The 19375-nt window shown below is 69.0% G+C and carries 23 protein-coding genes and 1 tRNA gene; 6 read left to right on the top strand and 18 right to left on the bottom strand.

The annotated features are described in order from the left end of the window. Positions 1-370: 370 nt before the first annotated feature. The 5 genes from ACFVH2_RS06175 to ACFVH2_RS06155 form a co-directional block, all read right to left on the bottom strand. Positions 371-446: transfer RNA gene (locus tag ACFVH2_RS06175), tRNA-Ala, on the bottom strand. A gap of 190 nt (positions 447-636) precedes the next feature. Continuing rightward, the gene (glpR, locus tag ACFVH2_RS06170) at positions 637-1422 is read right to left on the bottom strand and encodes a gephyrin-like molybdotransferase receptor GlpR (RefSeq protein ID WP_378420395.1); all 786 of its coding nucleotides are present in this window, start codon (positions 1420-1422) and stop codon (positions 637-639) included. A gap of 193 nt (positions 1423-1615) precedes the next feature. Beyond that, positions 1616-2272 (bottom strand): GNAT family N-acetyltransferase, encoded by a 657-nt coding sequence (locus ACFVH2_RS06165; protein ID WP_378420396.1) that lies wholly within the window; start codon positions 2270-2272, stop codon positions 1616-1618. Positions 2273-2276: 4 nt separating this feature from the next. Beyond that, positions 2277-3536 carry a gephyrin-like molybdotransferase Glp gene (gene glp / locus ACFVH2_RS06160; protein ID WP_378420397.1) on the bottom strand — a complete coding sequence of 420 codons (1260 nt, stop codon included), beginning with the start codon at positions 3534-3536 and terminating at the stop codon, positions 2277-2279. A 23-nt stretch (positions 3537-3559) separates the two neighbouring features. After that, positions 3560-4480 (bottom strand): UTP--glucose-1-phosphate uridylyltransferase, encoded by a 921-nt coding sequence (locus ACFVH2_RS06155; RefSeq protein WP_378420398.1) that lies wholly within the window; start codon positions 4478-4480, stop codon positions 3560-3562. 79 nt (positions 4481-4559) lie between these two features. Here ACFVH2_RS06155 and ACFVH2_RS06150 point away from each other — a divergent pair, with 79 nt between their 5' ends. From ACFVH2_RS06150 to mscL, 4 genes are all read left to right on the top strand, one after another. Beyond that, complete coding sequence (locus ACFVH2_RS06150) at positions 4560-5141, top strand: 5-formyltetrahydrofolate cyclo-ligase (protein WP_378420399.1); 582 nt, start codon at positions 4560-4562, stop codon at positions 5139-5141. 146 nt (positions 5142-5287) lie between these two features. After that, entirely contained in the window at positions 5288-5587 is a 300-nt protein-coding gene (locus ACFVH2_RS06145; protein ID WP_378420400.1) for an FmdB family zinc ribbon protein, read from the top strand. A gap of 87 nt (positions 5588-5674) precedes the next feature. Next, positions 5675-6334 carry an SAF domain-containing protein gene (locus tag ACFVH2_RS06140; protein ID WP_378420401.1) on the top strand — a complete coding sequence of 220 codons (660 nt, stop codon included), beginning with the start codon at positions 5675-5677 and terminating at the stop codon, positions 6332-6334. A gap of 91 nt (positions 6335-6425) precedes the next feature. Beyond that, entirely contained in the window at positions 6426-6815 is a 390-nt protein-coding gene (mscL, locus tag ACFVH2_RS06135) for a large conductance mechanosensitive channel protein MscL (protein ID WP_378420402.1), read from the top strand. A 66-nt stretch (positions 6816-6881) separates the two neighbouring features. Here the strand turns inward: mscL and ACFVH2_RS06130 are convergent, their stop codons facing one another. From ACFVH2_RS06130 to mrf, 13 genes are all read right to left on the bottom strand, one after another. Further along, positions 6882-7559, bottom strand: coding sequence for an MspA family porin (locus ACFVH2_RS06130; protein WP_378420403.1), 678 nt, complete (start codon positions 7557-7559; stop codon positions 6882-6884). Positions 7560-7635: 76 nt separating this feature from the next. Beyond that, positions 7636-8307 carry an MspA family porin gene (locus ACFVH2_RS06125; RefSeq protein WP_378420404.1) on the bottom strand — a complete coding sequence of 224 codons (672 nt, stop codon included), beginning with the start codon at positions 8305-8307 and terminating at the stop codon, positions 7636-7638. Between the two features lie 273 nt (positions 8308-8580). Next, entirely contained in the window at positions 8581-9258 is a 678-nt protein-coding gene (locus ACFVH2_RS06120) for an MspA family porin (protein WP_378420405.1), read from the bottom strand. Positions 9259-9310: 52 nt separating this feature from the next. Next, on the bottom strand, positions 9311-9982 hold the full coding sequence (locus ACFVH2_RS06115; RefSeq protein WP_378420406.1) for an MspA family porin: 672 nt from the start codon (positions 9980-9982) through the stop codon (positions 9311-9313). A gap of 402 nt (positions 9983-10384) precedes the next feature. Further along, positions 10385-10573 (bottom strand): hypothetical protein, encoded by a 189-nt coding sequence (locus tag ACFVH2_RS06110; RefSeq protein ID WP_378420538.1) that lies wholly within the window; start codon positions 10571-10573, stop codon positions 10385-10387. 2 nt (positions 10574-10575) lie between these two features. Further along, a complete protein-coding gene (locus ACFVH2_RS06105) occupies positions 10576-11073 on the bottom strand; it encodes a molybdenum cofactor biosynthesis protein B (protein WP_378420407.1) in 498 nt (165 codons plus the stop codon). Positions 11074-11177: 104 nt separating this feature from the next. After that, positions 11178-12632 (bottom strand): S1C family serine protease, encoded by a 1455-nt coding sequence (locus ACFVH2_RS06100; RefSeq protein WP_378420408.1) that lies wholly within the window; start codon positions 12630-12632, stop codon positions 11178-11180. Positions 12633-12743: 111 nt separating this feature from the next. Beyond that, positions 12744-14270 (bottom strand): ATP-binding protein, encoded by a 1527-nt coding sequence (locus ACFVH2_RS06095; RefSeq protein WP_378420540.1) that lies wholly within the window; start codon positions 14268-14270, stop codon positions 12744-12746. Continuing rightward, the gene (locus ACFVH2_RS06090; RefSeq protein ID WP_378420542.1) at positions 14270-14956 is read right to left on the bottom strand and encodes a response regulator transcription factor; all 687 of its coding nucleotides are present in this window, start codon (positions 14954-14956) and stop codon (positions 14270-14272) included. Before ACFVH2_RS06090 ends, ACFVH2_RS06095 begins: the two co-directional genes overlap by 1 nt. Positions 14957-15034: 78 nt before the next feature. Then, a complete protein-coding gene (locus ACFVH2_RS06085) occupies positions 15035-15646 on the bottom strand; it encodes a trimeric intracellular cation channel family protein (protein WP_378420409.1) in 612 nt (203 codons plus the stop codon). Positions 15647-15651: 5 nt separating this feature from the next. Continuing rightward, positions 15652-17121 carry a D-serine/D-alanine/glycine transporter gene (cycA, locus tag ACFVH2_RS06080; protein WP_378420410.1) on the bottom strand — a complete coding sequence of 490 codons (1470 nt, stop codon included), beginning with the start codon at positions 17119-17121 and terminating at the stop codon, positions 15652-15654. A 257-nt stretch (positions 17122-17378) separates the two neighbouring features. Then, entirely contained in the window at positions 17379-17630 is a 252-nt protein-coding gene (locus tag ACFVH2_RS06075; RefSeq protein WP_378420411.1) for a type B 50S ribosomal protein L31, read from the bottom strand. Beyond that, entirely contained in the window at positions 17627-18874 is a 1248-nt protein-coding gene (gene mrf / locus ACFVH2_RS06070) for a ribosome hibernation factor-recruiting GTPase MRF (RefSeq protein WP_378420412.1), read from the bottom strand. The genes ACFVH2_RS06075 and mrf overlap by 4 nt, the downstream gene beginning before the upstream one ends. A 100-nt stretch (positions 18875-18974) precedes the next feature. Here mrf and rpmB point away from each other — a divergent pair, with 100 nt between their 5' ends. After that, the gene (gene rpmB / locus ACFVH2_RS06065; RefSeq protein WP_378420413.1) at positions 18975-19211 is read left to right on the top strand and encodes a 50S ribosomal protein L28; all 237 of its coding nucleotides are present in this window, start codon (positions 18975-18977) and stop codon (positions 19209-19211) included. Further along, the gene (gene rpmG / locus ACFVH2_RS06060; RefSeq protein WP_378420414.1) at positions 19211-19375 is read left to right on the top strand and encodes a 50S ribosomal protein L33; all 165 of its coding nucleotides are present in this window, start codon (positions 19211-19213) and stop codon (positions 19373-19375) included. Before rpmB ends, rpmG begins: the two co-directional genes overlap by 1 nt.

Genomic DNA, 19375 nt, shown 5'->3' with positions numbered 1-19375 from the left:
CGACACCGGCGGTCACCGCGAACCCGGCCGCAACGGCCACAGCGCTGACACCACCCACCACACGACGAACGCTTCTGTCAGACATACATTTCCTCCGCGCCGGCAGCAGGATCGCTCAGCACGTCCCACCACACAGGCTCTTGTTCCGGTGCGCCGACGACGCCCGCATGGGCCCTCCGCGGCACGAAGACGATGCAGTACATCACAGCGACCGACCGCACGAAGCCATTTCGAGACGCACACATGGACGAGTGACCGACAACCGACGGACCCCGTTCGACCAGTACTTTTGCTAACCATTCGGGTCCGCGGGTGACAGCGGGCAAGAACGAGAAAAGGCACCACCCGCAATGCGGGTGGTGCCTTTTCGTGGTGGAGCTGAGGGGAATCGAACCCCTGACCTCTTCGATGCGAACGAAGCGCGCTACCAACTGCGCCACAGCCCCGAACCACGCCCCCGAAGGAACGCTCGGCAACTGTAGCAGGACCCCGCCCACAGAAAGAAATCGGCAGGTCAGCGGCTTATCCGCCGTCAACCCTTCCGAGACCGAGCCGTCACACCAGGGGTCCTCCGGCAGTCTCGTCGACGATGGTGTCGCCCAGCGGGGCGTGCGCAGGACCGGGCAACGCCTGTTGCTACTGCCCGACCACCCGTCGGACCTCCTGAGGGGGAAGATCCACGTCGGCCTGTTCGTCGTAGTAGTCGAGGTGGTCGAAGACGGGGTCGCCGTCGTCGACCTCGAGAACGACCGCACCCGGCCTGCGCAGTCGCGACGGAACGAGCCGGAGCTCCTCGTCCTCACGCGACTCGACCCCGAGCCGCGACCGGCTCAGTCGCGCCATCCGCCTGCGTCGGATCTCGTGCTCGATCTGCACCTGCCGGCGAAGATAGGCCATGTAGCCGACCAGCCCGGCGACCGCTGCCACGCACGCCCACCACATCATCGGCGAGACGATGATCGCCAGCGCCGCGGACATGATCGCGGCCAGCACCAGCCCGAGGACCGCGCGCTGACGGAACGAATAACGGGCCGCCCGGGCGATCGCGTCGGCTTCCGGGTCGAATCCTCCGCGGCCCCGGCGCTGCGGCACGTACCGCCCGGCCTCGCGTCGGTCGTCGTACCCGTGGTCTTCGGGTTCGTCGTAGTCCCGGTCGAGAGTCGCGTCGGCTCCTGCGTGGGATTCCATCCAGTCCTCCGCGTCCATCGGGCGATTGGGATCGGGGCGCCAGTTCGGATCGCTACGGTGCCCGGTTGCCGGACCACGCTTGTGCTGCCGGGCGAGTTGGTCCCTGTCGAGAACTCGCGTCGCGAGCGCCACGTCGGTGGTCTGCCGAATACGGGGTCGACGCTTGGCCTGCATAGGCAACAGCACGATGAGCCACACGACAACCAGCGCGATCCACAGCAAGGAGTTCGGCATGTCGGCGACCCTCCCTCTCCGTCGTCTGTTGGCACGGCTGTCACCAGCACGCCTGACCGAAGTGGCATGCCCAGGCTAGTTGTCTCGGCGTGCTGTTCCCCGCAGACGCGCCGACTCACCTTTCCCACATGCCACATTAGTCACTACTGCCGCATCCCTGCACACCGGGTAGCGGAAAGGTAACCAGGACCACTCAGCCCCAGGTCGCCTTGCCCGACCGCACCAACCGGTCCACGACCGTGGCCTCGACTTCCTCGATCGTGATCGCCACCAGCAGGTGGTCACGCCAGGCACCGTCGACGTCGAGGTATCGACGCAACAGCCCCTCCTCCCGGAAGCCGACATTCCGCAGCACCGCCTGGCTCGCGGCGTTCTCCGGCCGGACCGTCGCCTCGATCCGGTGCAGGCCGACCGCCGAGAAGCCATGATCGAGGCCGAGGGCGAGCGCCGCCGTCGCAACCCCCTGACCGCCGACCTCCTTGGTCACCCAGTAACCGATCCAGGCCGAGCGCAGTGCCCCGCGGATAATGTTGCCGATCGTCAGCTGTCCGCAGAACTTGCCATCCAGCTCGATCACCATGGGCAACATCCGCCCCTTGCGTGCCTCCGACCGCAGCGCGGAGCACAGGCCCGGCCAGTTACCGATGTGGTGCCGCGCGTCCCACGGGCCCTCGCCGGTCGGTTCCCACGGCCGGAGATGTTCCTGGTCCCGAATTCGAATCCGACTCCAGGCGGCGGCATCGCGCAACCGGATCGGCCGCAGCGTCACCCGCCCCGCACTCACGACGAGCGGTCCCAGCTCGGCGGGCCAGCCCGGATGGACGGTGTACCGGCGCAGTGGCGTCGCCACGACGTCAGCCCCGCTGCGCGAGGAAGGCCACGTCCACCTGATCCCCGGTTCGGATCTCGGTGACGTCGGGGTCGACGAGGACCAGGCAGTTCGCCTCGGCCAGGGTGGCGAGCAGATGCGAGGAAGCGCCCGGCGCGCCGCCGAGCGCCTGAACCAGGTACTCCCCCGTCGACTCGTCCCGCATCAGCTGTCCGCGAAGGAATCCCTTGCGCTTCTCGATCGAGGTGATCGGCGCGACCGTCCGAGCGGTCACGATCCGGCGCATCGGCTGCCGACGACCCAGGGCGATACGAATCAGGGGCCGGACCATCACCTCGAACACGACCAGCGCGCTCACCGGGTTGGACGGCAGCAGGAAGGTCGGCACCTCGTCGCGGCCGAGCTGCCCGAAGCCCTGAACCGAGCCGGGGTGCATCGCCACCCGCTCGACCTCGAGATCGCCGAGCTCACGCAGAGCCTCGCGGACCTGGTCGGAGGCCCCGCCGCCGACCGCGCCCGCGATGATCACGATCTCCGACCGGATCAGCTGTCCCTCGACCACCTCGCGCAACCGGCGCGGGTCGTTGCCGGCGATCCCGACCCGGTTCACGTCGGCGCCGGCGTCTCGGGCGGCCGCGGCGAGCGCGTACGAGTTCACGTCGTACACCTGGCCGGGACCCGGCGTCCTGTCGACGTCGACGAGTTCGCCGCCGACGGTGATCACCGACAGCCGGGGCCGGGGGTGCACGAGCACCTTGTCCCGCCCGACCGCCGCGAGCAGGCCCACCTGGGCGGCGCCGATGATCGTGCCCGCGCGCACCGCGACGTCGCCGGGCTGAACGTCGTCGCCGATCCGGCGGACGTAGTCGCCCGAGCGGACCGGGGCCAGCACCCGCACCCGGTTCTGCCCGCCGTCGGTGCGATCGAGCGGAAGTACGGCGTCCGCGAGGGTCGGCAGCGGCGCGCCGGTGTCCACGCGCACGGCCTGACGCGGCTGCAGCCGGGTCGGCTGCCGGGACCCGGCCGAGACCTCCCCCACCACCGGGAGGGTCACCTCGATCGGCTCACCGTCCTCGCCGCGCACGTCGCCACCCGCACCGGCCACATCCACGCTTCGCACGGCGTAGCCGTCGATGGCGGCCTGGTCGAATCCAGGTAGGGGACGCTCGGTGACCACTTCCTCCGCGCACAACAGGCCCTGTGCCTCGGAGATCGCTACGCGCACCGGCCGGGGCGCGACCGCGGCAGCGGTCACCCTGGTCTGCTGCTCCTCAACCGAGCGCATGTAGTCACTGCCTCCCGACCCCACTACCGACCCGTCTGCTGCAATCGCTGCACGAGCCACTCGCGCAGCGACGGACCGTATTCTTCGCTGTCGAGCGCAAAGTCAACCGCAGCCCGCAGGTAGCCGCCGGGATTTCCGAGGTCGTGTCTCCCTCCACGGTGCACGACCACGTGCATCGGGTGCCCCTCCGCGATCAGCAGCGCGATCGCATCCGTCAACTGCAACTCGCCGCCCTGCCCCGGCGTGATCCGGCGCAGCGCGTCGAAGATCGCACGGTCAAGCAGGTAGCGGCCCGCCGCCGCGAACGTCGACGGCGCGTCCTCCGGCTTGGGCTTCTCGACCATCCCGGTGACCTTGAGCACGTCGGGGTTCGTCGCGCCCGGCTCTACCTCGACCTCGAAGACGCCGTAGGCGCTCACCTGGTCCTTGGGAACGTCGATCGCGCACAGCACACTGCCGCCGCACTTGGCACGCACACGGGCCATCGTCTCGAGGACCCCGCGAGGCATCACGAGGTCGTCCGGAAGCAACACCGCGACGGCGTCCTCGTCGTCGTCGAGCACCGACTCCACGCACCCGACAGCGTGACCGAGGCCGAGCGGTTCGTCCTGGACCACCGACTCCACCGCGAGCAGGCCCTGCGCCTTCCGCACCTTCTCGAGCAGGTGCGACTTTCCACTCGCCTCGAGCTTGCTCTCGAGCACGAGATCCTCGACGAAGTGCGCGACGACCCCGTCCTTGCCCTCGGAGGTCACGATCACCAGCCGCGAGGCGCCCGAATCGGCTGCCTCACCGGCCACGAGTTCGATGCCGGGGGTGTCGACGACCGGCAGCAGCTCCTTGGGCACCGTCTTCGTCGCGGGCAGGAACCGGGTACCGAGTCCCGCCGCAGGCACGATCGCCGTGCGGAATGCCCTGGTCTGATTGGTGCCGAGCTCTGTCATGGCACACACCCTATCCATCGGCGGTGTCGACACTGAGTCCTAGGGTTAGCGGAATGATCCGAACGACCGAGACCTTGCCGTGCCGACACTGACGAAAGCGCAGTGGCGGGAGCGGGTGCTCGCGGACCGTCGGGCACTCGAACCGGACGTCCGCGCCGCCGAGGCCGGTGCGATCGCCGCGGCGGCCCGCGCTCTGGGGTCCGCTGCCGGTCCGTCTGCGACGGTCTGCGCCTACGTCCCGGTGGGCCGTGAACCGGGGTCGATCGAGATGGTCGAGGCGCTGAACCGGGTCGTCGGCAGGGTCTTGCTGCCCGTCGCCGGCGAGCCCGGCCCGCTGCGATGGGCGCCGTACCGTGGCCGCGATTCCCTTGTCCGGGCTTCCTTCGGACTGCTCGAGCCAGCCGAGGGGCACCTCTCGCCGGAGACGATCGGTGAGGCAGCGCTGGTGCTGGTGCCTGCACTGGCGGTGGACCGCCGAGGGGTGCGACTCGGCCGCGGCGCGGGCTTCTACGACCGCAGCCTCGACCTGGCCGATCCCGCCGCCCGCCTGGTCGCCGTGGTCCGCGACGAGGAGCTGGTCGACGAGCTGCCCGAGGACCCACACGACGTGCGGATGGACGAGGCACTGACACCCGGACACGGCCTGCAGCTCCTCCGGTGACGGTCACCACCACCGGCCCGACCAAGGGCGGCGTCAATCCAGGGGAATGCGCAGCTGATTAGCGGCGTTGGCACTCTTGACTGTAAAGTGCCAATGCCTGCGGTATCACTACCCAGGCCTGAGTACCCCGTGCGGAGGACCCTTCAGTGCCCACCTACTCCTATGCCTGTACCGAATGCAGCAACCGCTTCGACATCGTGCAGTCCTTCAGCGACGACACCCTGACGGTCTGCCCCCAATGTTCGGGCAAGCTCCGCAAGCTCTTCAACTCGGTGGGCATCGTGTTCAAGGGCAGCGGCTTCTACCGGACCGACAGTCGCGGCGGCAGCAGCACCGCCAGCGAGGCGGCGAGCACGAAGTCGGACTCGGCGGCAGCAAAGAGCGACTCGTCCTCCGCCGCGCCGGCGAGCACCCCCGCACCCGCCGCAAGCGCCGCCACCAGCTAGTTTCGGGTTGTCCACAGCCGCCGGAGCCGTCCACAGGACGGGTCCGGCGCGGGCCGGACGACACCCCGGCGGCCCTAGCGTGAGTTCATGCCACGCCGACGCGACACCCTGTCCCGCACCTACGGCGACCGCCTCGCGCGACTGACCAGACCTGGTTGGGCCCGTACGACCCTCGCCCGCCGGATCGCGGCGGGTGTCCTGGTGCTGATGGCACTGTTCCTGCTGATCCGCGGCGACCGGGAGACCGACGAGGTCCCCGTGGTCACCGCCGCGCGCGACCTGGCCCCGGGCCAGGTCCTCGTCTTCTCCGACCTTCGGGTGACACCGATGGATGCCGACCTCGTTCCGGCGGGCGCCCTCCGTGCGCCCGGCGACGCGATCGGGCACACCGTAGCCGGCCCGGCCCGCAGCGGCGAAGCGATGACCGACGTGCGCCTGCTCGGCCCCCGCCTCGCGGAGGCGGCCGTCGGCGGCCCGGAGGCCCGAGTGGTCCCGATCCGGCTGGCAGATCCCGAGGTCACCGACGTGCTTCGGGTCGGCGACCGAGTGGACGTGCTGACGGTCGGCGGCGATCGTTCCACCGATCCGCGGGTCCTGGCGTCGAGCGCCACCGTAGTCCTGGTGTCGGAGAAGGAATCCGGCCGCAACACCCGTGATCGGGTGGTCATGCTGGCGCTTCCCGTCGAGGCCGCCACCACGGTGGCCGCGGCCTCACTCACCGGCGCGCTGGCCGTCACCTTCCACTGATCGACCGGATGTGAGCTCGCTCGACAGCCATCAGGGTTCCTGGCATCGTTGTCCACGCTCACCAACCGGCCGACGGAATGGAGACCACACCATGCTCAAGGGTTTCAAGGACTTCCTGATGAAGGGCGACGTGCTCGACCTCGCGGTAGCGGTCGTGATCGGCGCGGCCTTCACCGCCATCGTCACCGCCTTCACCAACAACATCGTCAATCCGCTCATCGCCTCCATCGGCAGCGCCGAGATGGGCTTCGGCTTCCAGATCACCGACAATCCGGCGACATTCGTGAACATCGGCGCGGTTCTCACCGCAGCAATCAACTTCGTGATCATCGCGGCGGTCGTCTACTTCGTGCTCATCATGCCGTACAACCACGCCAAGCAGCGGTTCGGCAAGCCCGTCGTCGAGACGGCCACCGACAACGAGCTGCTCGGCGAGATTCGCGACCTGCTGGCCGAGAGCCCGGCGCTCCGCAGGCAGTAGCCCCACCTCGAACCCGGCCTGGGCCCGTACCGAGAACGGTACGGGCCCAGCCTGTTTCGAGCATTCCTAGCCGATACTGAAGGGCTGGCCCCACAGGGTGACCGTGCTCGACACGTTCTCCGTGTTGACCTTCACCCTCACGAAGGACCGCGCCTGCGCGTACCCGGCACAACCGTCGATACCCATCGTCGAGTCCGCCCACGTCACCGAACCCGAGTTGCCGGTGAACGAGTTCTCACCCGAGTGCGACTCCCCGCCGAAGTCGTCCGGCGCCTCGAGATCGAGCACCGAAAACGCCTGCGCCTGACCGGGACCGATCGACACGTTGCCGGTACCCCCGGCGGACGGCTCGCCCGGCGTACCGTCCCAGCCCGCACCCGTCCCGGACTCGGTACCCGCCTCTCCACCGAGGGTCAGCTGGCAGGCCACGATGTAGCCGGGTTCGATCTTGCCGCCGTCGGCGTTCGGTCCGGAGATCTCGACCTTCGCCGATCCCGACACCCACACGTTGCGATGCAATGGCGTCGCCCCCATCGACGGCGACACCGTCGCCGACTCACCGGTGCGGGTCACCGTCACCACGGTGCCGTCGACCAGGGTCTTGGAGATCGACCCGTCGGGCAGCGGTACGAAGGTGTCCGCGTTCGCGGCACCGACGGAGAACAGGCCGACGGCCACGGCAGCGGCCGCACCGACGGAAGCGATCTGCAGCCCGCGACGCAGGCTCTTGTTGGAAGTACGCATGAAAACCCCTCTGGGGGAATCCGTCTCACATCAGTCGAGACGGAAGTGAACGAGGACTTGGACGAGCCGAACCCGATCAGCCGATGCTGAACGGCTGCCCGTACAAGGTGGTCTTCGAGTAGTCGTTGCCCACGATCTCGACCACCGTGTACGACCGGGCCTGGGCGTAGCCGCCGCAGTTCTGGATCTCGAGCTGGGTGTCCTGGTACTGCACCGAGTACTTGCCGTTGCGCTTGACGTCCTTGCCCGCCACGTTCACGAACTTCACCTGACCGGCCGAGACCGGCACCGTCATCGATGCCGACAGCGACGGACCCGACAGGTCCATTCCGCCACCGAGCGAACCGCCCAGTCCGGTGATGTCGACCTGACACCCGACGATGTAGCCCGTGCTGATTCGCGAAACCCCGTGCGTGGACGAGTTGTTCGTACCCGGATCGTTGGTCGCACCGTTCCACGGACCGACCTCGCCTTCCTCGGCGACACCCGTGACGTCCGCGCTGACGGTGCCCGACACCCACGCCGTGCGACCCGCGCCGTTGGCCGCCAACGACGGCGAGATCAACGCACTTTCGCCGGTCCGCGTCACCACCGCGCCCGGACCCGCCTTCTGCCCGTCGGGCAGTGGGACGAAGGTGTCGGCGCTCGCGGCGCCGGTGGACGTCAGCGCGATCGCGACGGCGGCAACGGCGCCGACACCACCGATTCGGGTGCTGCGGCGCAGGCCGGACTTCCTGATCTCACTCATTCGTACCCCTCACAGGTGTCGGCCCAGCCCCGGCGGTCGGGGGCTGAGCTTGGTTGCCCCGCAAAGCTAGAACCTTGGACGGACGTCCGAAAGGGTGCGAACCTCACTTTTACGCATCGTTAACTGTGCGGGAACGGGGCGAAACACCACGAAGCCGGGAACCCGCGGGTTTCTCCGCGTGGTCCCCGGCTTCGCAAGAGGGGTCGAATCGTGATCGGTCTCACATGTGAGCGTAACCCGTTCCGTCCGTAAGTGATTCAGGTCACCGATGGGTCAGCCGATGCTGAACGGCTGACCCCACAGGGTGATGGTGCTGTTGACGTTCTTGGTGTTCGCGGTGACCTTGACGTAGTTGCGGGCCTGGGCGTAGCCGGCGCACCCGTTGACGGCAATGGTCTCGTCGGCCCACGTGACGCTGCCGCCCTTGCCCTTGAAACTGTTGGCGCCCGAGTGCGACTCGGAACCGTAGTCGTCGGCCTTCTCCAGGTCGAGCAGCCGGTGGTTCACGGCCTGGCCCGGTCCGATCGAGACGGTGCCCGACCCCTTCGCCGACTGGGTGGTCTTGTCGCCCGCGTAGTTCGACCCGATGCCCGAGTCGGCACCGGACTTGCCACCGAGGGTCAGCTGGCACCCCACCACGTAGCCGGGCTCGATCTTGCCACCGTCGGCGTTCGGGCCGATCAGTTCGACCTTCGCCGAACCCGACACCCACACGTTGCGGTGCAACGGCGTCGCACCCAACGACGGCGACACGTTCGCCGACTCGCCGGTGCGGGTGATCTTCACGATCGTCCCGTCGACCAGGGTCTCGGAGATGCTGCCGTCCGGCAACGGCACGAACGTGTCCGCGTTCGCGGCACCGACGGAGAACAGGCCGACGGCCACGGCAGCGGCCGCACCGACGGAAGCGATCTGCAGCCCGCGACGCAGGCCGGTCTTGCTGGCGTTCATCAATTCCCTTTCGAGGGTTCAGATTTCGGAATATCAGGCGGCGAAGCCGCGATCAGCCGATGGAGAACGGCTGCCCGTACAGGGTGGTCTTGGAGTAGTTGTCCCCCACGATCTCCACCACGGTGTAGGACCGGGCCTGGGCGTACCCGCCGCAGTTCTGGATCTCCAACTGGGTGTCCTGGAACTGCACCGAGTACTTGCCGTTCTTCTTGATGTCCTTGCCCGCCACGTTCACGAACTTCACCTGACCCGCCGACACCGGCACCGTCAACGACGCCGACAACGACGGACCGTTCAGGTCGATACCGCCACCGAACGACCCGCCCAGACCCGTGATGTCCACCTGGCACCCCACGATGTACCCGGTGCTGATCCGCGAAACCCCGTGCGTGGACGAGTTGTTCGTACCCGGATCGTTCTTCGCACCGTTGAACGGACCCACCTCGCCCTCCTTGGCGATCGACGACACGTCCGCGGTGACCGTGCCCGACACCCACGCCGTACGACCGGCACCGTTGGCCGCCAACGACGGCGAGATCAACGCACTCTCACCCGTACGCGAGACGACCACACCCGGCGTGGTCTTCGACCCGTCCGGCAACGGCACGAACGTGTCGGCACCCGCCACACCCGTGGACACCAGGCCGACGGCAACGGCCGCAACGGCCGCGCCACCGACGATTCGGGCGCCACGGCGCAGGCCGGACTTGCGGTTCTCGCTCATTCGTTCCCCTCATCACGTTCTGCTACTACTCAACCTCGACCGCCGAGATTGACGAGTGGTCCCATAAGACCCGGCGAAGTATTGCCAACTGTGATTACCGCAGCGTGAATTCACGGTGACTACTTGTTGGTGCACGCTTTACCGATGAGTCGCCATCGACAAACCGCGCCTCCACCGGGCGGACCTACCCATCGACGGCCCGTCGGGCCATTCCTGAGCTGACTCGCGAGGAGGCTAACCAGGGCGGAGTCCCCTGGCAATGAATAGTTTTCGATAGTGCGGGGTGAGTCGTCACACAGTGTTAAGGAAACAATTCACGGGCACGAGCCGCGATCGGGGGACGGCTGGAGGCGACAACGTCGGGAAGATGTTCACGGACGTGTCGCACGCACCCGCGTCGGCTCAGCCGTGATGCGGGGGAACCTGCCGACGCAACCACTCGTCGCCGACGGACTCGGAGGATCCAGGCGAGTCGCCGTCGCCGCGCTCGTCGCGCGTGGTCTCGGGGAGGACGTCACCGAAAATGCGCGCCAGCCGGGCCCGATCGATCGGGTCCCGGCTGGGGCGTGCCTGCTCGGCGTGGTCGGTGATGACTAGTCCTCTATCCAGGAGAGTTCGCCGATCACCTGGCCGGCGAGCGGGGTCAAGGTGGCCATTCCGTCGCGCACGGCGGCGCGGGACGAGGCCAGGTTCACCACCAGGGTACTGCCGGACACTCCGACCAGCCCGCGCGAGAGGCCGGCGTCGAGCGCCCCGGCGGCGAGTCCCGACGACCGCAGCGCCTCGCTGATACCCGGGATCTCCCGGTCCAGCACGGCGGCGGTCGCGTCGGGGGTGACGTCACGCGGTGAGACACCGGTGCCACCGACGGAGATCACCAGGTCGACGCCGCCGATCACCGCGGTGTTGAGCGCGTTGCGAATCTCCACTTCGTCCGCGGACACCGCCACGGTGGCATCGACGAGGAAACCTGCCTCCCCGAGCAGCTCGGCGACCAGGGGTCCGATCGAATCCACCCCCTCGCCGTGGGCGGTTCGATCGTCGACGATCACCACGAGAGCGCGGCCGGCCAGCGGGGTTTCGATGTCCATGACTCCTACGGTAGTGGCTGACCGGCCGGTGGCACCGACCTGGCCGTAAATACGGGATACGGCCGAACGGCCGCGCCCGGAGGCGCGGCCGTTCGGAGTGATCATCACCGGCCGCCCGTGGTGGGCGCCGCGGCGAGGGTGACCTCGACAGTCTTCGAATTTCCGCCGTTGGCATCGGTGTAGGTGACCTTCACCTTGTCGCCGGGGGCGTGCGAGCGGATCGCCGCGATCAGCGCGTCACCACTGTCGATGATCCGATCGTCGACCTTGGTGATCACCACGCCCTTCGGGATGCCCGCCTGGTCGGCGGGACCGCCCTGGGTGACGTCCTGTACGCCCGCGCCGTGCGAGGTGTCCCGCGAGGACACCGACACTCCGACGATCGCCTGGCTGGCCTTGCCGGTCTTGGTCAGCTCGTCGGCGACGCGGCGGGCCTGGTCGACGGGGATCGCGAAGCCGAGCCCGATCGAGCCGCCCTGCTGTCCGCTGGCGGCCTCCCCGCCGAGGGTGGCGATCGCGGTGTTGATGCCGATCAGCTTTCCGTCCATGTTCACCAGCGCGCCGCCCGAGTTGCCGGGGTTGATCGCCGCGTCCGTCTGGATCGCGTCGATGACGGTGTTCTGGTTTCCGGACTCTCCGCTGGTGGACACCGGGCGGTTGAGCGAGGAGATGATGCCGCTCGTGACGGTGCCGGCGAGGCCGAGCGGCGACCCGATCGCCACCACCGGCTGACCGACCTGCAGATCCGCGGAGGTGCCCAGCTCGATGGGGGTGAGGTCGGTGCGGCCGTCGACCTTGATCACCGCGATGTCCGAGGTCGGGTCGGTGCCGACCAGTTTGGCGGTGGCAGTGGAGCCGTCGGAGAACGCGACCGCCAGCTTGCCGTCCGGTCCGGCGCCCGCTGCGACGTGGTTGTTGGTCAGGATCAGACCGTCGGAGGACAGCACGATGCCGGACCCCTCACCCTCGGCGCGGCTGCCGGTGACCTGGATCTGCACGACGCTCGGCAGCACCTTCTGGGCAACCGACTGCACCGAGCCGGCCGGGGCGTTCGCGGTCTGGGTCGCGTTCGTCCGCGGGGCGTTGAGCGCGTTGGTCACCGGGCCCGAACCGCTCCCGTTGTTGGCGGACCACGCGCCCACCGCGCCGCCGATGCCGCCGCTGACCAGCGCGAGCGCGATGGCGCCCGCCGCGATCGCGGTGCGGCCGGACTTCGGCTTGCCCGCGGCCGGGGCGCCGGCCATCGGTGTCGCCATGCCGGCGGTGGAGGGGCCACCCGCGGTCGGGTACTGGGCGGTCGCGCCGTACGCATCCTGCTGCTGGTAGCTGCCGTACGACGGCTGCTGGTACCCGGACTGCTGGTACGCCTGCTGCTGGTACTGCTGGTGCTGGGCGGTCGGATGCGCCACGGTCGGGTACTGCTCGGCCGGGTTGTGGGCCGCCGGGTTCACCGCGGTCTGGTCGTCCGACTGCGCCTGCGGGGTCTGCGGCGGCTGGTTGGTGGCGGGCTGGGGGGCCCAGGGCGAGTCCTGACCCTGGTTGTGCTGGTCGTCGCTCATGGCTGTGTGATGTCCGTTCTCCCCTGCGCGCCTCGAGGGCGCGGCCTTCGATTCGATCTCGTTGTCTTCGAGACTGCCCGGACGGTCTGAGAGAGGCCTGAGATCGTCCTGTCAGTTTGCCGAGATCCTGCTGTCCGCACGGCCCTCCGCGACGAACTCAGCCTCGCCGGGCAGCACGATGGTGATCAGGGCCCCACCCCGTGTGGACTCCCCCGCGGTCACCGTGCCGCCGTGCTTGACGACCACCTGCCGGACGATCGCCAGGCCCAGCCCCGATCCGGGCATCGACCGCGCGGCCGTGGCCCGGTGGAACCGCTCGAACACCAGTTGCCGATCCTCGGGCGGGATACCCGGTCCCGCGTCGTCGACGGTCAGCGCGAGGTGCCCCGCATCCAACTGTCGCATCCGCACCCGCACCTGCGCACCCGGCGGGCTCCACTTCGCGGCGTTGTCGAGCACGTTGAGCACGGCCCGTGCGAGCCCGGCACCGTCGCCGTAGACGAACCACGGCACGGTCTCGACCTCGAAGTCGACCTCGTTGCGACGCCTGCGGGCCCGCTCGAGCGAACGCTCCACGACGTCGCCGACGTCGATCCGCTCGTGCACCGTCTCCGGCGCATCCTCTCGGGCCAGGTCCACCAGGTCGCCGACCAGCGTGGACAGCTCCTCGATCTGGGCGATCACGTCGGCGCGCAGCTCCGCCATGTCCTCGTCGGGAATGGCGGGCGCGCCGGGTCGGCCGGCCGCGATGAGCAGTTCCATATTGGTGCGCAGCGAGGTGAGCGGCGTCCGCAGCTCGTGCCCGGCGTCGGCCACCAGCCGGCTCTGCCGATCCCGCGACTCGGCGAGGGCCCGCAACATCGTGTTGAACGAGACCGTCAACCGGGCGAGTTCGTCGTTGCCGGTCACCGGGATCGGGGTGAGGTCGTCGGTGCGTGCCACCCGCTCGGTGGCAGCCGTCAGCCTGCCGATCGGCCGCAGACCGGTGCGGCCCACAGCCATTCCCGCGACCGCCGCCAGTCCGACGCCGCACCCGCCGACGATGAAGAGCACCCAGGCGAGGCGGTCGAGCACCTCACCGGTGGGCGCGAGCCGCTGGGCGATCACCAGGGTGCTGCCGAGATTCGTCTTCTGGCTCAGGACGCGTTGACCGGCGATGGTCCGCAGGGCCGAGTCGTGTTCGCCGCGCGCGACGGACATCTCGGCGTCACCGATCGGCGCGTTCGAGCCCGGCGGCATGTACACCTTCATGTCCGGGAAGATCAGCGCGACGCTGATGTCGTTGGAGTAGACGGTGGCCAGCGAGATCGTCCGGATGTCGAGCGCGTCGAGGTTGCTGTTGATCAGGGTGGCCGAGCGGGTGCGCAACTGCGAGTCGACCTCGTTGTAGAGCGCACGCGAGACCACCGCGTAGGCGGCGATCGCCATGACCGCCACCGCGATGGCCACGACCGAGGCCGCCAGCAGGGTGACGCGCCAGCGCAGCGACACCGATCGGGTCAGCGGCATGGGCGGGCGCATCTCGGGTACCGGCGCCGGGTCCGGGCGCGTGGCGCCGCCGGCCCCGAGCGGTCGATCCGGCGATGCGTCGGGTGCGGTGGACCGCTGCGCCGCGCCGCGTCCGAAGGGGGCAACCATCACGGGGGCGTCTCCCGCAGCACGTAGCCGACACCGCGGACGGTGTGAATGAGCCTCGGTTCCCCGTCTGCCTCGGTCTTGCGGCGCAGGTACCCGACGTACACCTCGAGCGCGTTACCCGAGGTCGGGAAGTCGTAGCCCCACACCTCCTCGAGGATGCGGCTGCGGCTGAGCACCCGACGCGGGTTCGCCAGCAACATCTCCAGCAGCGAGAACTCGGTGCGGGTCAGGCTGATCGAGCGACCCTTGCGAGTGACCTCGCGGGTGACCGGGTCGAGGGTCAGATCCTCGAAGCACATCGTCTCCGAGTCCGCGCCGACCTCCGGGGCGGCCCGCCGCAGCAGTGCGCGCAGTCGCGCGAGCAACTCCTCGAGAGCGAACGGCTTCGGCAGGTAGTCGTCGGCGCCCGCGTCCAGGCCCGCGACCCGCTCGGAGACCGAGTCCCGCGCGGTGAGCACCAGGATCGGCAGGTCGTCGCCCGCGCTGCGCAGTCGACGGCACACCTCGAGGCCGTCGAGTCGGGGCATCATGACGTCGAGCACGAGGGCGTCGGGCCTGCCCGCGGCGATCTGCTCGAGCGCGTCGAGCCCGTCGACCGCGAGGTCGACGGTGTAACCGTTGAAGGTGAGGGACCGGCGGAGCGATTCCCGCACGGCACGGTCGTCGTCGACCACCAGGATGCGCATGCTCATAGTTTCTACCTGTGAACTGAGATCCGGCTGAGAGGTCGCTGAGGCGTGTCGGTGGAGTTGCGCCGAGACCGATCAGTCGTCGACCAGCCGCGGCCCCGGCAGGCTCCAGTGCCGCCACAGCGCGAGCAGTCGGATCACCGAGGCCGAGACCGTCCCCACGACCAGGCCCGTGTTGGAGGTCAGCCCCAGGCCCGAGCAGGCCACCACCACCGTCGACCCGATCAGCGCCGGTATCGCGTACAGGTCGCGATGCAGCAGCAGCGGCATCTCGTTGACCAGGATGTCGCGCAGGATCCCGCCGCCGACGGCCGCGGTCCCGCCGATCAGGCAGGCGGCGAGGCCGCTCGCCCCTGCCGCCAGAGCCAGCGCCGACCCCGAGGCGGCGAACAGGCCCATGCCGACCGCGTCGAGCGTGAGAACCCCGATCCGGAGCCGCCGCACCGCCGGGTGCAGGAAGAAGGTGAGCAGCGAGGCGATCAGCGCCGTGGTGAAGTTCGGCCACTCGCTGAGCGAGGCGGGCGGGTGGATACCGAGCAGCAGGTCACGGATGATGCCGCCGCCGATTCCGGTGGTCACCCCGACCGCGCACACCCCGAAGATGTCGAGTCGTTTGGACACGCCGACCATCGCACCCGATGCCGCGAACGCGACGATCCCGGCGAGTTCGATGATTCTCTCCAGCACCGCGGCTACTCGCCCGCCGTGGCCTGCTCGCCCTTGAATGCCGCCGCCCGAGCCATCTGAATCGGCCGGCGCCGGAGCACCGCCCACGCCACGCCGAGGCCCGCGAACCACAGGGGGGTCACCAGCAGGGCGTGCAGGGTGTCCTCCTTCTGGGTGAAGGCCCAGATCAGGAACACGAAGAAGGCAAGGACGACGTAGCACATCGGGACGCCGCCGGGCATCTTGAACTTCGATGCCTCGTGCAGCTGCGGGCGCTTCTTGCGGTACACGATGTAGCTGATCAGGATGATCGACCACACGAAGATGAAGCAGAGCGACGAGATGGTCGTCACGATGGTGAACGCCTCGATGATCGAGCTGCCGACCGCGACCATCACCACACCGGCCAGCAGGAACACACCGGACAGGTAGAGCGCGTTCGCGGGTACCCGGCGCTTGGTCAGCTTGCTGAACGACGCCGGCGCGTCGCCCTCCTGGGCGAGCCCGTACACCATCCGTGAGGTCGAGTAGATGCCCGAGTTGGCCGAGGAGGTGGCCGAGGTGAGCACGACGAAGTTGATCACCGAGGCGGCGATGCCGAGGCCGGCGAGGGTGAACATGGCCACGAACGGACTGCGGTCGGCGGTGATCTCCCGCCACGGGGTGACCGAGATGATCACGACGAGGGCGACCACGTAGAAGAGCATCACGCGGACCGGGATCGAGTTGATCGCCTTGGGCAGGTTCTTCTCGGGGTCCTTGGCCTCGGCGGCGGTGGTACCGACGAGTTCGATGCCGACGAACGCGAACGTCGCGATCTGGAAGCCTGCGACGAAGCCCATGACCCCGGTCGGGAAGAACCCGCCGTCGTTCCACATGTTGGCGAACGAGGCCTCGGCGCCACCGGGCGCGGTGAAGTGCGAGAAGACCATGGCCAGGCCGACCACGATGAGGCTGACGATCGCGATGATCTTGATCAGCGCGAACCAGAACTCGGTCTCGCCGAACGCCTTCACGGTGGGCAGGTTGAGGCCGACGAGCAGCGCCACCGCCGCGAGGGCGGGGATCCACAGCGGCAACGAACCCCACCAGTACGAGACGTAGCCGGCGATCGCGATGACGTCGGCGATACCCGTGACGATCCAGCAGAACCAGTAGGTCCATCCGGTGAAGAACCCGGCCCACGGGCCGAGCAGGTCGGCGGCGAAGTCCGCGAAGGACTTGTAGCCGGTGTTGGAGAGCAGCAGCTCGCCCATCGCCCGCATGACGAAGAACAGCATCGTGCCGATGATCATGTAGACGAAGATCACCGACGGTCCGGCGAGGGAGATGGTCTTGCCGGACCCCATGAACAGTCCGGTGCCGATCGCCCCGCCGATGGCGATGAGCTGGATGTGCCGGTTGGACAGCTGCCGGGACAGCCCCGGCTGGTGCTGGTCGGGGTGTGCTGGTGCTGCCGACGTCGTTGCGGCGGCGGGCTCGGTGTTGTCGGGCACGGTGCTCCTCGGGATGGGCGTTGCGCGACGCCGAGCCGGAGCGTGGATTCATACCCGGGAGTCCGGACGATCCGGCGCGGTCGCGGGCGGCCGGGACAGCCGTCCGTGCTGCGTGACCGGGGGACGACGCTCGGGTCACCGGCGCGGCTACAACGTCATGCGAGGAGAAATGGTAGCCCCAGCCCCCGATCTCTCCGATGTCACATTCGGTAGGTCTGACCGAACCGGTGTGACATCGGAGAGGCGGGGGCAGGGGGTCAGCGTGTGCGGCGGCCGTACTTGCGTTCGAACTTCTCCACCCGGCCGGCGGTGTCCATCACTCGGGCTGCGCCGGTCCAGAAGGGGTGCGACTCGTTGGTCACGTCGACGACCACCAGCGGGTAGGTGTTGCCGTCGGCCCATTCCACGGTGCGCTCAGCGGTGACGGTGGACCTGGTCAGGAACGCGCTCCCGGTACTCGCGTCCTGGAAGACCACCGGGTGGTAGTCGGGATGGATGTTCTTCTTCATGCCGTGCCCTCTCTGTTGACGTCGCTGTACGGTGACTCGCTCGAAGCGCAGGGGTCCTGGTGCCAGTGCCCGAACGGGTCCGGCCATGTCGGCCATTGCTCTTCGCAGTCGAGTTCCTCGTCGGTGACCAGCGCCCACTGCAGGGCGCGGTCGATATCGCTCGGGTCGGCGGCGTGCGCGAGCACCACGAGGGACACGTCCCGGTCGCCGAACCTCGCGTCCCAGCGCACGGCCGCCATCGCCCGCCGCGCGGTCGGCTCCCGCTCCTGCTCGCCGGGGGTCATCGCGGCGAGCCACCGCCCGCCGTCGGCGACCCGCAGTCCCCCGCCCGCCGACTCCAGCCACAGCACGCGGTCCGGTTGGGTGGCCAGCCACAACCGCCCGCGCGCGGTGACGACCCCGTCGAGCAGCACGTCGAGAGCCTCGTGCAGGCGCTCGGGATGGAAGGGCCGCTCGGCGACGAACTCGACGAGGCTCACGCCGCAGTCCGTCGCGAGCGGCGGTTGACCGCGCAGCAGCGGCGCGTGCGCGTCGGCGGCGGCGCCACGTCGGGCGCTGCCGGGGATCCGGGTCAGCAGTCGAGGCGCGTCGGGAGCGAGGTCGTCTCCGATCCAGTCGATCGGGGCGGCGGGGGCCAGCCGCGCCAGCACCGCATGCAGTCGGGCCTGGTTCCACCCGTCCTCGCCCGCGCCCGCAACGACCAGTGCGTCGGCGTACTCGACCTGCCCGACCACGACCTGCGCGACGGTGCGCTCGTCGTCGCCGACGCCGAGTCCGCGTTCGACCAGGGCCTGGTCTCCGGTGGCGTCGTCGAGCCAGCTGTCGGCGGCCACGCACACGACGACGGCCTCGATCCGCACGTCCCTGGACGCGGGGCCGTCGAGTTGCCCGACGACCCCCGCGACGACGACGTCCTCGACCGCACGGCACAGCGCCTCCGGTTCGAGCGTCCGGTCCAGCTGCAGCACGATGCGCCGCACCGAGCTGCGCGCGTGCAGTCGACGCAGCAGCGGCAGCAGGTCCTCCCGCAGCGTGCAGGACACGCAGCCGTGCGCGAGCTCCAGGACGGTGGTGCGGGTGCGCCCGTCCGGGTCGGTCACGGTCCGGCGCACCACCCCCTCCCCGAGGTGACTCAGGTCGTGGTGGACCAGCACCGTCCCGTCCGCCAGCAGAGACCGTGCGGTGGATTCGGCGGCATCCGACCAGCCCGCGATCACGATGAGCGGCGTTCGACTGTCGGTCACGACAGCACCCCTTTCGACAACGATTGTCAATAACCGACCGCGACGCTACAGTGAAACCCCGCCATTGTCGAAAACGATTTTCGTTAGCAAGGAGGCCGCGGTGTCGGCACACTGCCAGGTGACCGGACGCTCGCCGAGTTTCGGCAAGTCCGTCTCGCATTCGCACACCCGAACCAGCCGGCGCTGGGATCCGAACATCCAGCGCAAGACCTACTACCTGCCGAGCGAGCGGCGGCGGATCACGCTGACCGTCTCCGCCAAGGGCATCAAGACCATCGACCGCGACGGAATCGAGGCCGTCGTCGCCCGACTGCGCGCACAGGGGGTTCGGCTGTAATGGCCCGCAACGAGGTCCGTCCGATCGTCAAGCTGAAGTCGACAGCGGGCACCGGCGTCACCTACGTGACGCGCAAGAACCGCCTGGGCGACCCGGACCGGCTGGTGCTGCGCAAGTACGACCCGGCGGTCCGCAAACACGTCGATTTCAGGGAGGAGCGCTAG

Source organism: Rhodococcus sp. NPDC127527 (genome assembly GCF_042672245.1).
Lineage (GTDB): Bacteria > Actinomycetota > Actinomycetes > Mycobacteriales > Mycobacteriaceae > Rhodococcus_G.
This window is presented reverse-complemented; position numbering and strand designations above follow the sequence as displayed.

Coding starts and splice junctions, on each gene's coding strand:
- glpR (WP_378420395.1), bottom strand. CDS start 1,422: ATGCCGAACTCCTTGCTGTGGATCGCGCTGGTTGTCGTGTGGCTCATC.
- glp (WP_378420397.1), bottom strand. CDS start 3,536: ATGCGCTCGGTTGAGGAGCAGCAGACCAGGGTGACCGCTGCCGCGGTC.
- ACFVH2_RS06155 (WP_378420398.1), bottom strand. CDS start 4,480: ATGACAGAGCTCGGCACCAATCAGACCAGGGCATTCCGCACGGCGATC.
- ACFVH2_RS06140 (WP_378420401.1), top strand. CDS start 5,675: ATGCCACGCCGACGCGACACCCTGTCCCGCACCTACGGCGACCGCCTC.
- mscL (WP_378420402.1), top strand. CDS start 6,426: ATGCTCAAGGGTTTCAAGGACTTCCTGATGAAGGGCGACGTGCTCGAC.
- ACFVH2_RS06130 (WP_378420403.1), bottom strand. CDS start 7,559: ATGCGTACTTCCAACAAGAGCCTGCGTCGCGGGCTGCAGATCGCTTCC.
- ACFVH2_RS06125 (WP_378420404.1), bottom strand. CDS start 8,307: ATGAGTGAGATCAGGAAGTCCGGCCTGCGCCGCAGCACCCGAATCGGT.
- ACFVH2_RS06120 (WP_378420405.1), bottom strand. CDS start 9,258: ATGAACGCCAGCAAGACCGGCCTGCGTCGCGGGCTGCAGATCGCTTCC.
- ACFVH2_RS06115 (WP_378420406.1), bottom strand. CDS start 9,982: ATGAGCGAGAACCGCAAGTCCGGCCTGCGCCGTGGCGCCCGAATCGTC.
- ACFVH2_RS06105 (WP_378420407.1), bottom strand. CDS start 11,073: ATGGACATCGAAACCCCGCTGGCCGGCCGCGCTCTCGTGGTGATCGTC.
- ACFVH2_RS06100 (WP_378420408.1), bottom strand. CDS start 12,632: ATGAGCGACGACCAGCACAACCAGGGTCAGGACTCGCCCTGGGCCCCC.
- ACFVH2_RS06095 (WP_378420540.1), bottom strand. CDS start 14,270: ATGGTTGCCCCCTTCGGACGCGGCGCGGCGCAGCGGTCCACCGCACCC.
- ACFVH2_RS06090 (WP_378420542.1), bottom strand. CDS start 14,956: ATGCGCATCCTGGTGGTCGACGACGACCGTGCCGTGCGGGAATCGCTC.
- ACFVH2_RS06075 (WP_378420411.1), bottom strand. CDS start 17,630: ATGAAGAAGAACATCCATCCCGACTACCACCCGGTGGTCTTCCAGGAC.
- rpmG (WP_378420414.1), top strand. CDS start 19,211: ATGGCCCGCAACGAGGTCCGTCCGATCGTCAAGCTGAAGTCGACAGCG.